The organism is Undibacterium sp. FW305-107 (genome assembly GCF_058788535.1).
Window position 1 is genome coordinate 845,106 of sequence record NZ_JBYTAV010000001.1, and the last position, 13,293, is coordinate 858,398.

Annotated in this window: 12 protein-coding genes; 9 read left to right on the top strand and 3 right to left on the bottom strand. The window is 50.3% G+C overall.

The features are described from left to right. From AC3WQT_RS03915 to AC3WQT_RS03945, 7 genes are all read left to right on the top strand, one after another. A complete protein-coding gene (locus tag AC3WQT_RS03915) occupies positions 1 to 234 on the top strand; it encodes a helix-turn-helix domain-containing protein (RefSeq protein WP_110258221.1) in 234 nt (77 codons plus the stop codon). Between the two features lie 47 nt (positions 235 to 281). Further along, positions 282 to 1,847, top strand: coding sequence for a bifunctional phosphoribosylaminoimidazolecarboxamide formyltransferase/IMP cyclohydrolase (purH, locus tag AC3WQT_RS03920; RefSeq protein WP_110258222.1), 1,566 nt, complete (start codon positions 282 to 284; stop codon positions 1,845 to 1,847). A gap of 78 nt (positions 1,848 to 1,925) precedes the next feature. Next, on the top strand, positions 1,926 to 2,180 hold the full coding sequence (locus AC3WQT_RS03925; protein WP_492702451.1) for a GIY-YIG nuclease family protein: 255 nt from the start codon (positions 1,926 to 1,928) through the stop codon (positions 2,178 to 2,180). A gap of 303 nt (positions 2,181 to 2,483) precedes the next feature. Continuing rightward, complete coding sequence (gene ruvC, locus AC3WQT_RS03930) at positions 2,484 to 3,026, top strand: crossover junction endodeoxyribonuclease RuvC (protein WP_423008970.1); 543 nt, start codon at positions 2,484 to 2,486, stop codon at positions 3,024 to 3,026. Positions 3,027 to 3,157: 131 nt separating this feature from the next. After that, positions 3,158 to 3,739, top strand: coding sequence for a Holliday junction branch migration protein RuvA (gene ruvA / locus AC3WQT_RS03935; RefSeq protein WP_492702453.1), 582 nt, complete (start codon positions 3,158 to 3,160; stop codon positions 3,737 to 3,739). A gap of 3 nt (positions 3,740 to 3,742) precedes the next feature. Beyond that, entirely contained in the window at positions 3,743 to 4,813 is a 1,071-nt protein-coding gene (gene ruvB / locus AC3WQT_RS03940) for a Holliday junction branch migration DNA helicase RuvB (protein WP_492702455.1), read from the top strand. Positions 4,814 to 4,862: 49 nt separating this feature from the next. Next, positions 4,863 to 5,687 carry a 2-keto-4-pentenoate hydratase gene (locus AC3WQT_RS03945; RefSeq protein WP_492702457.1) on the top strand — a complete coding sequence of 275 codons (825 nt, stop codon included), beginning with the start codon at positions 4,863 to 4,865 and terminating at the stop codon, positions 5,685 to 5,687. Between the two features lie 263 nt (positions 5,688 to 5,950). Here the strand turns inward: AC3WQT_RS03945 and AC3WQT_RS03950 are convergent, their stop codons facing one another. Then, positions 5,951 to 7,012, bottom strand: a complete 1,062-nt coding sequence (locus AC3WQT_RS03950; protein ID WP_492702459.1) for a porin — start codon at positions 7,010 to 7,012, stop codon at positions 5,951 to 5,953. A 379-nt stretch (positions 7,013 to 7,391) separates the two neighbouring features. Beyond that, positions 7,392 to 8,528 (bottom strand): porin, encoded by a 1,137-nt coding sequence (locus AC3WQT_RS03955; protein ID WP_492702461.1) that lies wholly within the window; start codon positions 8,526 to 8,528, stop codon positions 7,392 to 7,394. Between the two features lie 355 nt (positions 8,529 to 8,883). Here AC3WQT_RS03955 and coq7 point away from each other — a divergent pair, with 355 nt between their 5' ends. Beyond that, positions 8,884 to 9,534, top strand: a complete 651-nt coding sequence (gene coq7 / locus AC3WQT_RS03960) for a 2-polyprenyl-3-methyl-6-methoxy-1,4-benzoquinone monooxygenase (protein ID WP_492702463.1) — start codon at positions 8,884 to 8,886, stop codon at positions 9,532 to 9,534. Positions 9,535 to 9,662: 128 nt separating this feature from the next. Here coq7 and AC3WQT_RS03965 read toward each other — a convergent pair whose 3' ends face one another. Beyond that, positions 9,663 to 11,954, bottom strand: a complete 2,292-nt coding sequence (locus tag AC3WQT_RS03965; RefSeq protein ID WP_492702465.1) for a UvrD-helicase domain-containing protein — start codon at positions 11,952 to 11,954, stop codon at positions 9,663 to 9,665. A gap of 349 nt (positions 11,955 to 12,303) precedes the next feature. Between AC3WQT_RS03965 and dapA the strand changes: the two genes are divergently transcribed. Continuing rightward, a complete protein-coding gene (gene dapA, locus AC3WQT_RS03970) occupies positions 12,304 to 13,245 on the top strand; it encodes a 4-hydroxy-tetrahydrodipicolinate synthase (protein WP_492702467.1) in 942 nt (313 codons plus the stop codon). Positions 13,246 to 13,293: the final 48 nt, after the last annotated feature.

Below are 13,293 nucleotides of genomic sequence, written 5' to 3' on the forward strand. Positions count from 1 at the left end.
ATGAGCAAAGATAGCATTCAAGACGCCGTCCACAAGAACCTGGAAAAGTATTTCCGTGACCTGGGCGAGCAACCCGCATCCAATATTTACGACATGGTCGTGTTAGCCGTTGAAAAACCTATGCTGGAAATGGTCATGACGCGCGCATCGAGCAACCAGTCACAAGCCGCCGATATGTTGGGCATTAACCGGAATACCTTGCGCAAGAAATTGCAGCAGCACGGTTTGCTTTAATCCATCCGCGAGGCTTGACACCGATTTCCTTACTCAAATCAAAAATCATGATCAAACAAGCCCTCATTTCCGTCTCCGACAAGACCGGTGTGCTCGAATTTGCACGTGAATTGTCTGCGCTCGGTGTCAAGCTCTTGTCCACGGGTGGCACAGCCAAACTGCTGGCTGACAATGGCCTGCCTGTTACCGAAGTAGCTGACTACACCGGCTTCCCTGAGATGCTCGATGGCCGTGTCAAGACCCTGCACCCTAAAGTGCATGGCGGTATTTTGGCACGCCGTGATTTCCCTGAACATGTGGCAGCACTGGAACAGCATGGCATCCCTACCATAGACATGGTGGTGGTCAACCTGTACCCGTTCCAGCAAACTGTCGCCAAAGGTGAATGCTCACTCGAAGATGCGATAGAAAATATCGACATCGGCGGCCCGACCATGTTGCGTTCTTCTGCCAAGAACCATAAAGACGTGACCGTCATTGTTGACCCGGCTGATTATGCTGTCGTATTGGCAGAGATGAAGGCGAATCAAAACGTCGTCAGCTATGACACCAAGTTCACGCTGGCGAAAAAAGTATTTGCCCATACAGCACAATACGATGGTGCCATCACCAACTACCTGACCAGCCTGGGTGAAGACAAGGCACACACCACACGCAGCGCCTATCCGCAAACCCTGAACCTGCATTTTGAAAAAGTGCAGGAAATGCGTTACGGTGAAAACCCGCACCAGTCAGCGGCCTTCTATCGCGACCTGAAGTCCCTCGAAGGCTCGCTGGCCAACTACAAGCAATTGCAAGGTAAGGAACTGTCTTACAACAATATAGCTGATGCTGATGCAGCATGGGAATGCGTGAAGTCTTTCGCTGAATCTGCCTGCGTCATCGTCAAGCATGCCAATCCTTGCGGCGTAGCCCTGGGTGCGACACCGTTTGAATCTTACAGCAAGGCTTTGCAGACTGACCCGACTTCTGCGTTTGGCGGCATCATCGCCTTCAATCGCGAACTTGATGGCAAGGCTGCTGAAATCGTCGCCAAGCAATTCGTTGAAGTATTGATCGCGCCATCTTTCACTGCCGAAGCGAAACAGATTTTTGCAGCGAAACAAAACGTGCGCCTGCTGGAAATTTCTCTGGGTGACGGTTTCAATCAATACGATATGAAACGTGTTGGTGGTGGCTTGCTGGTACAGGCACCTGACGCCAAAAACGTCTTGCAGGAAGAGCTGCGTGTCGTCTCAAAATTGCAGCCAACTCCACAACAAATGGCTGACATGATGTTCGCCTGGCGCGTGGCCAAGTATGTGAAATCAAACGCTATCGTCTTCTGCGGCAACGGCATGACGCTGGGTGTAGGCGCAGGCCAGATGAGCCGCATAGACTCTGCCCGCATCGCCTCGATCAAGGCACAGAATGCTGGTTTGACCTTGACTGGTTCTGCAGTAGCGTCTGACGCTTTCTTCCCCTTCCGCGATGGCCTCGATGTGGTGGTGGATGCAGGTGCTACCTGCGTGATCCACCCGGGTGGTTCCATGCGTGACCAGGAAGTGATTGATGCTGCGGATGAACGTGGTGTGGTGATGGTCTACACGGGTACACGTCATTTCCGTCATTGATGTGGTGTTGAAGTATTAAATGATGTATGTGCGGCCCTGATTATTCAGGGCCGTTTTCATTCTGTATTCTCTTTTTTTATGGCTTACGTCTATATATTGGCCAGTGCTCGAAATGGCACTTTATATGTTGGTGTCACCAGCGATTTGATTGCACGTGTTTATCAGCATAAGAATGACTTCGTCGACAGTTTTACTGTCGAATATAGGATTCATCAACTGGTCTGGTTTGAACAGACTGACTCTATTCTTTCTGCGATTAAGCGTGAAAAACAGATCAAGGCCTGGAAGTGTGGATGGAAGATCAGGTTAATTGAAGAAACCAATCCTTACTGACGGGATTTGTATTTGGATATTATCTGAATCTCGCCAAGCTCCTTACCGCTGACGTGCCATAACCAATCTTAACGTCGCTCCAGTGCAGGCTAGAGCCTAGTGCGTTGGTTGTTCACTAATGCCATCCGCAAATGTGCGGCAAGTCGCATGCGACACGTATCAATCACAAATAACAATAAAAAGTAATCGCCCACTCACATAGCAACAAATAAAAGCCCACACTGATACGCTATACTCACCAGCAAGAGCTGCTCAGCAACATCAGCAAACTAGCACCAGACACCGTTACCAACAAAACAATCCATGAAAATCCTAGGCATAGACCCCGGCTTGCGCACCACCGGTTTTGGCGTCATTCATAAACAGGGCAGCAAGCTGACATATATCGCCTCAGGAACGATCAAGACCATCGATGGCACTTTGCCAGAACGCTTGAAGACAATTTTGTCAGGCGTTTCAGAAATAGTACGTACTTACCAGCCTGATTGTGCGGCCATAGAAAAAGTCTTCGTCAACGTCAATCCACAATCCACCCTGTTGCTGGGGCAAGCCCGCGGTGCGGCGATTTGTGCGCTGGTGGCGGCAGATCTGGCAGTGGCAGAATATACGGCCTTGCAAGTGAAGCAAGGCGTAGTTGGTCATGGTCGCGCCAAGAAAGAACAGGTACAGGACATGGTACAGCGCTTGCTGGCTTTGTCCGGCTTGCCTGGTAGCGATGCCGCCGATGCGCTGGGCGTGGCGATTTGCCATGCGCATAGTGGTGATACCCTGGCGACGCTGGGCGCAATTGCGCCAGGACTCGCCAAGAAGGGCTTGCGCGTCAAGGGCGGACGCCTGGTAGGCTAGCAACTGCAGAACTCATTTCATTGCAACATTGCAATATCGCAATATCCATATAATTTCCCCGTATTTGCCTCGTCAAACGCGCCAGAATCGTTTACTATCACTGCTTATTCATACAGTATGGAAGCAGTCTCATGATAGGTCGCATTGCAGGTACTCTGATAGAAAAGAATCCTCCGCAATTGCTGGTCGATTGCCAGGGCGTAGGCTATGAGGTCGACGTACCCATGAGCACTTTCTATAACCTGCCACATCTGGGCGAAAAAATAGTCTTGCTGACGCATCTGGCGATACGCGAAGACGCACACGTACTGTTTGGTTTTGGCACGGCAGAAGAGCGCAGCACCTTCAAGCAATTGATCAAGATCAGCGGTGTCGGTGCCCGTACTGCCTTATCCATTTTGTCTGGCATGTCGGTAGCCGACCTGGCACAGGCGATCACCCTGCAGGAAGCCGGACGCCTGACCCGTGTGCCTGGGATAGGCAAGAAAACTGCTGAACGCCTGCTGCTGGAACTCAAAGGCAAGCTCGGTGCTGACCTGGGTAATGCGACTGCAGCACTGGCAGCAGGTGACCATAGCGCCGACATCCTGAATGCCTTGCAGGCCTTGGGTTATTCTGACAAGGAAGCTCTGCTGGCAATGAAGTCCGTGCCCGCAGGCAGTGGCGTTTCTGACGGCATCAAGCTGGCATTGAAAGCATTGTCCAAGGGTTAAGCGATGACGATACAGACCGACAATCTTTCTTCCAACTTCAGCGAGCCGCGCATTATCTCGGCCACGCCGAGCTCGCCCAATGAAGAGGCAATAGAGCGTGCCCTGCGCCCCAAGCAGCTTGATGAATATGTGGGCCAGGAAAAGATACGTGGCCAGCTGGAGATTTTTATCACGGCAGCAAGACAGCGTAGTGAAGCACTTGATCATACCCTGCTGTTTGGCCCGCCAGGCCTGGGTAAAACCACATTGGCACATATCATTGCGCGTGAGATGGGGGTTAACCTGCGCCAGACTTCTGGCCCGGTGCTGGAGCGTGCCGGTGACCTGGCAGCCCTGCTGACTAACCTGGAAGCCAATGATGTGCTCTTCATTGATGAGATACATCGCCTGTCACCGGTAGTCGAAGAGATTTTGTACCCGGCGCTTGAAGACTACCAGATCGATATCATGATAGGCGAAGGCCCGGCAGCCCGTTCGGTGAAGCTGGATTTACAGCCTTTCACTTTGGTCGGAGCAACTACCCGTGCCGGCATGCTGACCAACCCGTTGCGCGACCGTTTTGGTATCGTCGCCCGACTGGAGTTTTACACGCCGGAAGAATTGACCAAGATCGTGACCCGCTCAGCATCACTGCTGGGCGCACCGATACAAGCTGATGGTGCGCGTGAAATTGCCAAGCGGGCACGTGGCACACCACGTATTGCCAATCGCCTGTTGCGACGGGTACGCGACTATGCCGAGGTCAAGGGCAATGGTGAAATCACCAAAGATATTGCTGATGCTGCATTGAAGATGCTGGATGTCGATGCCGTTGGTTTTGATTTGATGGACAGAAAACTGCTGGAAGCCATCCTCTTTAAATTTGGTGGTGGCCCGGTAGGTCTGGACAATGTCGCTGCAGCCATAGGTGAAGAACGCGACACCATAGAAGATGTACTGGAACCCTATCTGATACAACAGGGTTTTTTGCAACGCACGCCCAGAGGCCGGATAGCAACCCCGTCCGCTTATGAACATTTTGGCGTAACCATGCCCAGATCGGGCAACAACGGTGACTTATGGGGCGGTTCTTAATACCTTGATCTCCCCATGGTTTGTGCTCAATCTAACCAAACTTGATGCCATGTCCTTACTAGCCGAACAACATGCCTATACCTTTCTTGAGGCAAGAGCACGTACCCAACACTTGAGCCCCCTGAGTTCGCAATTTGATTTAAGTATTCACGATGCTTATGAAATCGCAAAAGCATCCGACACCATACGTGCTGCAGAAGGCGAAGTGCGCATAGGCCGCAAACTGGGTTTTACCAATCGCAAACTGTGGACCAAATATGGCGAAAAAGCCGCCATACGTGAGCCTATCTGGAGCAGCCTGTTTGACAGCACAGTGCGCTACGTTGAAGACAACCATACCTATCAAAGCCTGACAGGCGCACTGCAACCACGCATAGAACCGGAAGTGGTATTCAAGCTCGGCAGAACACCCGCCGCCGATGCCTGCATAGAAGAGCTGGCAGATTGCCTGGAGTGGATGGCGCATGGCATAGAGATCGTTGTCAGCCCCTACCCTGACTGGAAATTTGAGGCTGCCGACGCAATCGCAGCGCTGGGTTTGCACGGCACCCTGTTGATCGGTGAGCCGCGTATCTTGTCGAGCGCCAGCCGCCAGCATCTGGCTGAGTTGCTGGCGAATGCCAGCGTCTCGCTGTCTTGTGATGGTTCTTTGCTGAGTGCAGGTTATGGCAGCAACGTGCTGGACAGCCCTTTGCATGCAATCTGGTACCTGCATGGCCTGCTGAAAAAACAGCCGCAATTCCCGCCCTTACAGGCAGGAGAGATCATCACCACCGGCACCTGGACTGACGCCTATCCCGTGCAAGCCGGGCAAACCTGGGGGACAGCCTTCTCTGGTATTCCTTTACCGGGTCTGAGCGTCAGTTTTGCTTAAAAGTAGTTAAACTCGCTGCAATTAGAAACGATCCTCATCTAAAAGCGAACAGTTTTAAAAAATAAAAAAAGCTGACATGCATCATGTCAGCTTTTTTTATGCCTTACAAATCTGCTTGGGTATTACAATCAGCTTGCCTTACAGCAGTCAAAAACCCGCAATGCAAGCACCCACATCTTAATTTCAAAAGAAAAAGCACTCCCACAGGAGTGCTTTTTCAGTCTTGCCAAACTCTTTTTTATACTGAGCTAGTCAGCATAAAATTAGAACTTGTGACGGATACCAACGTTAACCAGACGAACTGTTGCGCCGTTAGGTACTGGTTTGAATGTTGCTGAAGAGTCAGCGCTACCCAGGTTGATGTTTGCGTCGTTAGTTGCGCGAGATACAGAAGTGTACAGGTTAGTACGCTTGGACAGGGAGTATGTGTAACCCAGAGCCAATTGTGTACCGTTAGCTTCTTTGATCAGGCTGTTTTGGTTAGTAGAACGGATGTAGCTGGCGATGATGTTGCCAGAACCAACTGGTACTGTTGCACCCAGCAACCAAACGCGACGATCCAGAGCAGCTGCGCCTGCGCCGTCATCTTTGATAGAAGAGAAACCAGCGTGTGCTGTTACAACGTCAAAGTTGTATGTACCAGCCAGCAAATAGCTCTTAGTTGCATTAGAGCCGTTAGCATTTTGTGCATTGCTGTAAGCCAGTTCAGCCATCAGAGGACCAGCAGAGTATGCACCGGAGAAACCGATATAACGGCCAGCTGTTGTGTTACCAGCAACTTCACCGAAGCCATAAGCCAGAGTACCTGTGAAACCGCCCAGGTTAGCTGTGGAGTATGTTGCGGAGTTGTTCATACGAACGCCACCGTGGTCGAAGTAAGCTGCAGCGCCCAGACCGGATGTGCCGCTACCTGCTGTACCGCTAGTGATACCAGTGCCGAACGGATCGAAGCTGTCGATAGCGATAAATGCTGGTGTGTATTGACGGCCGAAGTTAACCGCACCGAAGTCACCAGACAAACCTACGTAAGCTTGACGACCGAATGCGCGGCCACCTTGAGCAGAGCTACCTGTATCAGCATTGATACCCATTTCCAATTGGAAATTTGCTTTCAGACCGCCACCCAGATCTTCAGAGCCTTTGAAGCCCAGACGGGAACCGGATTGAATACCACTATCCAGACCCAGAGTAGAGCCAGCAGGATCGCCAGTGTTTTGATGTTGCAAAGCCATATCGACTACACCGTAGATAGTTACGGAAGATTGAGCTTGCGCTGTACCAGCAACAGCAGCCAAAACTGACAGAGCGATGAGTGATTTTTTCATTGATATTTCTCCAAAGGATTTCACATTGATATGAACTACATTAAGCACAGTTCGCGCAAAACAGAGCCAAAAAATTGATCGCACGAAACGCGCAAATACTTAAGAACCGACAAGACAGCTAAAAAGAAGTTAACGTATTTGACCAAAAATGGTGTCAGGCAGCCAAGCTAAATCAGCTTTTGGAGGGAATATGGGGGGATTATGTCTCGTATAAGCAACATAAATTGCATTAAAAGCAACAACATCAATGTAATTAAGGCAAGCTTGACTAAGCGAAATAGTTGCTGAAAACTTACATTATTAACACTAAAAGTGAAGCAAAAACAAAATTGCAAAGGTCGCTTACGCGACCTTTGCAAGTAAATCTAACTGTCTACAATCAGAATGCGTGCAATACGCCAACTGCTGTACGTGTTGCAGAACTATTACCTGCACCGATGATGCCCAAAGCCAGGGAAACATCTTGTGCATTTACAGAACCAGCTTTTGCATATGTCAGGGAAGCATAAGCAGTTGTACGTTTGCTGAATGCATATTTACCCAGCAAGATATATTGATCTGCTTTACCGTCGATATCGCCAGAGCGTTTGGTGTTGTAATAAGCAGTAGTCAAAGTCATTTGATCAGACAGAGTGAAATCTGCACCCAGACCTATCACAGCAATCTTGCGGCCATTTGCGTTTGGCAAAGCATCAATCTTGATATTGCCTTCTACTTTGTTGTTGGAGTAAGTACCACGCAACATTACAGATGGAGCAACTTTGAACTTGGCACCACCAGCCCAACCAGCCAAGTAGGCTGCACCGGAATTGTCTTTCAATTTGGCATAAGACAGCGCTGCACCGTTAGTGCCGTCTGTAAAGAAGCCAGACAAACCAGCATAGTTACTTGCTGTGTTGTCACCTGCTTTTTCACCGAAGCCATACATCAGCGCGCCGCCGAAGCCAGACATCAGTGGAGAAACGTATTTGATGGAATTGTTTTGACGCAGAGCAGTACCACCCTGGTTAGTACCGAAACCACCAAAGAATGCGCCTGCGTTCAGGGCGCTGAACATCACGTTAGGATTGGAACCAGCGTGTGCCAGGCTGATAGGATCAGCCAGACCAACAGAATCCACACCAACAATATTGTTACGACCCAGCGTGACGGAGCCGAAAGCACCAGACAAACCTACCCATGCCAGACGATCGAACAGCGATGTGTTATTACCTGCCTGATTAAATACGTTACCACCAAAACCGGCACCGGCTGTACCAGTGTCATTGGCCAATGTGCCTTCGAGATTGAAGTTTGCTTTCAAACCACCACCCAGGTCTTCAGAACCTTTGATACCCCAGCGGGAGGTCAGTAACTGACCAGCATCCATGGAGAATTTGGAACCACCAGTTGCTGTCTGGTTGGTAGTGGCTACAACGGCTGCGTCGATAATACCGTAGATGACGACTGAAGATTGTGCTGAAGCGGTTGCTGCAAATGCGCTCAAGACTGCGAATGCCAGTATCGATTTTTTCATTGAAAGCGTCTCCAAAATTATTAATTTATGCGGCCACACTGAAATGCTTCGGCCATTATTTTACAAATTTAGTCTTGCCAAGACTTCGAAACCTGCTGATTAAGAAGCTAGATTCCATTGAAACAAATTAAAGGAATTAGGGCAAAGAGAATTTGCGAACGATCGTTTTTAAGCAAATTTTATGTGGCGTTATCGCAACAAGCATCTACTTTCTTATTATTAGAATCTTAAGTTTTCTGTAGGTTTCCAGACTTGGTCTGATGGCGTAAATCCATATTCCTTTCTACAATAGGTCATTAATAGCTGCTTTTTATTAGCTCAATATTGCTCAACCATGGCATTTCCAAAAAACAATATGAACTTCCTAACAACATCTCCCAAGGGTAGCCTGGACCAACTGATCGGCAAGTTTGACCGCGCCCTGCGCGTGGTCAGTGGCCAGGCAATTGCCAGAAGAGCTTACCCCGGCCATGATTTGCCAGATAGCAATTTATCCGAACAGGAAAAAGCACATAGCGCAGGTTTAATGCGCGTCAACCATGTGGGTGAAATTTGCGCTCAGGCTCTGTATGACTCTCAGGGCGCAAATGCACATACAGAAGAGATACGCCAGCAATTCCAGCATTCCGGCATAGAAGAAGAAGACCATTTAGCCTGGACCGCAAAAAGACTGCACGAACTTAATTCACATACCAGCTTTCTGAATCCGCTCTGGTATGCCGGGGCCTATGCCTGCGGCGCGCTGGCCGCCAGATTTGGCGATGCGGTCAGTCTGGGATTTGTAGTTGAGACAGAAAAACAGGTGGAAGCGCATCTGGCCAGCCATATGAAAAACTTGCCCACAGAAGATCAGAGGTCACGCGCGGTGGTAGAACAAATGCGTCTGGATGAAATTGCACACGGCACAGCTGCTCAGGCTTTAGGTGCGAGCGAACTACCAGTCCCCGTCCAGGCAGGCATGAAGCTGATGGCCAAGGTCATGACGACAACGGCTTACTATATTTGAGCAACTTAGTTGAGCACTTAGTTGAGCACTTAGCCCGGCTGCCCTGTTTTTTGTACAACGGGAAATCTGATAAAAAAGCGCAGGGTGATTGATTCACCCTGCGCTCGTCTTTTTCCTGGACAGTTCTTTTATATTTTTTCCAGTTTCGCAATACTCAGGTCCAGCTCCTTCATACCGAATTTGCCGAAATTGATCTGGGCACGCAAGCTGCCACTACCGCCACCGCCATTCAGATTGACAATCACGCCCTCACCAAATTTTGCATGCTCCACATTCTGGCCTATACGCCAGCTCATGCTGTCATTACTCTTCTTGAAAGTCTGAGCGATGCGGTTGGCAGCATCATCCGGCGCTTCATCCCAGGCAGATTTTTTATTGCCGAACCAGGTAGGCTGTACACGCGGTGTAAGCCACTTCAATGACTCCTCAGGCAATTCATCAAGGAAGCGTGAACGCATGTTGTAACGGGTCTGTCCATGCAACATGCGGGTTTGTGAAAAACTCAGGTACAGGCGTTGGCGCGCACGGGTAATCGCCACATACATAAGGCGACGTTCCTCTTCTACACCACTGTCTTCCTGCGTACTGTTTTCATGTGGGAACAAACCTTCTTCCAGGCCGGTAATGAAGACTGCATCGAATTCCAGGCCCTTGGCGGAATGCACGGTCATCAACTGCATGGCATCTTGCCCTGCTTGCGCCTGATTGTCGCCTGCCTCCAAAGAGGCGTGGGAGAGGAAGGCCGACAAGGGCGACATCACCGTTGGCAGTGCTGCGTCAGCATCAATGATCTGATCGCCATTCCCGCTTTCCAGCAAGACTGCCGCACTACTGGCAGGGCCGGCAAAGGCTGGTGCTTCTTTGTTAAAACCTTCTTCTGATACGAACAGGGTGGCAGCACTGACTAGCTGCTCCAGGTTTTCTATCCGGTCCGCGCCTTCTTTTTCAGTCTGGTAATGCGTCAGCAGGCTGCTTACTTCCAGCACGATCTTGACCATCTCGGGCAAAGGCAGGTTCTGGGTTTCAAAACGAGCACCTTCTATGAGCTTGACGAAAGATGCCAATGAAGAGCCAGCCTTGCCAGCCACATAAGGCACAGCAGCATACATGGAAATATTTTGCTGCCTGGCGACATCCTGCAATTGCTCCAGCGAGCGCGCACCTATGCCACGGGTAGGGAAATTCACTACGCGCAAAAAGGCAGAATCATTATGCGGGTTATCCATCAATTGCAGATAGGCGATGGCGTGCTTGATCTCGGCACGCTCAAAGAAACGCTGGCCGCCATACACGCGGTAGGGAATATTCGCCGTGAACAGTGCATGTTCAATCACACGTGATTGCGCATTCGATCGGTACAGGATGGCGATCTCGCTACGCAAAGAACCTTCACGTATGAGGTTTTTGGCTTCGTCTATGATCCAGTTGGCTTCCTGGATATCGCTGCTGGATTCCATGACGCGCACCAGCTCCCCATGACCTGCATCAGTACGCAGATTCTTGCCCAGACGCTTACTATTATGTTCGATGAGTACGTTAGCACTGTCAAGGATGTGGCCGTGCGAACGGTAATTCTGTTCCAGCTTGATCAGGTTCTGCACCTGAAATTCGCGCTCAAAGGCCGACATATTGCCCACATTGGCACCACGGAAGGCATAGATACTCTGGTCATCATCACCGACTGCAAACACTGCACCACCTTTTCTGCTGCCCTCCCCTGCCAACAACTTCAACCACTTGTATTGCAAATCATTGGTATCCTGAAACTCATCAACCAGAATATGGCGGAAGCGATCCTGATAATGTTCACGCAGTGGCTGGTTGCGGCTCAATAATTCATAGGTACGTAATAACAGTTCAGCAAAATCAACCACCCCGTCACGCTGGCACTGGGCATCATACAAATCATACAGGCCAACCAGCTTGCGGTTGAAGTCATCATAGGCATCGACCTGCGCTGCACGCAAACCCTGGTCCTTGGCACCATTGATGAAATACATCAAAGTCTTGGGCGGGAATTTTTCATCGTCGATATTGTTGGCCTTCAGCAAACGCTTGATGAAGGATAACTGGTCGCCAGAATCAAGTATCTGGAACGTCGATGGCAAACCGGCATCGCGGTGATGCGCACGCAAGAGGCGGTTACACAGGCCATGGAAAGTGCCTATCCACATGCCGCGTGTATTAATCGGCAACATGGCAGACAAACGCGTCAGCATCTCCTTAGCGGCCTTGTTGGTAAAGGTCACGGCCAGAATACCACCAGGCGAAACCTGGCCCGTCTGTATCAGCCAGGCGATGCGGGTCGTCAGCACACGTGTCTTGCCGGAACCTGCGCCAGCCAAAATCAGGGCAGGCTGCGCTGGCAAAGTCACCGCAGCAAGTTGTTCAGGATTTAAGTTGTGGAGTAAATTTTGCATAGACGGATTATACGGGACTATGCCGGGTACGCTCCAAGGCGATCCCGGAGGGCTAAAATTTTCTTACTAGATGAAGCCTTGACAAGCTACATCCCATCCGCAGATAATCATTTCAATCGCAATAGAAATTTCATTTTCATTATGCAAACTCAAGTCAAAGATCAGTTACACACACAAGGCAACACTGCTTTGTGTATGGTCTTTGCTAAAGCCAAGAAACAGACGCTCATCTGACCGGGGCGTGCTGTCCCGTCAGGTGAGCTGACAGGATGGCAAAAACGGTAATCCTCCCTTTGCGCTTCATGTCAACTCCCTGCGGGTCTTTTTACCGGTCCACAGGAGAACAAGTATGTCCAGCAGCATCAGTAATTCCAGTAATACACATATTGAATCTGACCATCAGACCAGACGCACTGATTTTTCAGGCATCTGGGTCGCACTGATCACACCGTTTTGTGCAAGCGCAGAGGCGGAAGTGGATTTCCCAGCACTGCAGGCACTTGCCAATAAGTTGATCAAGGAAGGTGTCACTGGCCTGGTCGTCTGTGGCTCCACCGGTGAAGCTGCCGCTCTCAGTGAAGAAGAGCAATTGCAGGTGCTGGACGCCGTGCTGGCTGTGGTTCCTGCCCACCAGGTCATCATGGGCTTGAGCGGTAATCACATGGGGCAAGTCTTGCACAGGCTGGCAGCTATAGGACAGAGACAAACTGCTGGCGTACTGGTGACGCCACCGTATTACATACGGCCCTCACAAGCAGGCATCTTGCACTACTTCCATGAAATTGCCGATGCATCAGTCATACCTGTGCTGCTGTATAACATTCCTTACCGCACTGGTGTGAATATGGAATTACCGACCTTGCAGCAACTGGCCAAACATCCCAATATCGTCGCCATCAAGGATTGTGGTGGTAATCTGCAAGCCACCATGCAACTCATCATGGACAGGGATATTCAAGTGCTCACAGGGGAAGACCACCAATTGTTCACCACCCTCTGTCTCGGTGGTGCAGGCGGCATACTGGCATCTGCACATATACGCCCCGATCTGTTCCTGAGTTTGCATGCGCATATCAATGCAGGTCAGCTTGAACAGGCCAGGACAATTTTCTATCACTTGCTGCCCGTCATGCAGGCACTGTTTGAAGAGCCCAATCCTGCGCCGTTGAAAGCAGCACTGGCGGCGTCAGGCAGAATACAGGCCAGCCTGCGGCCACCCATGCAAACAGCCAGCGCAGAAACGGCAGACAAGCTATTGAGTGCGATAGCAAAACTCACCGCTATTCAATAGGGCATTGCCCGCTCAGTCCAGGCAAAGGATAATGCGGCTTCAATTATT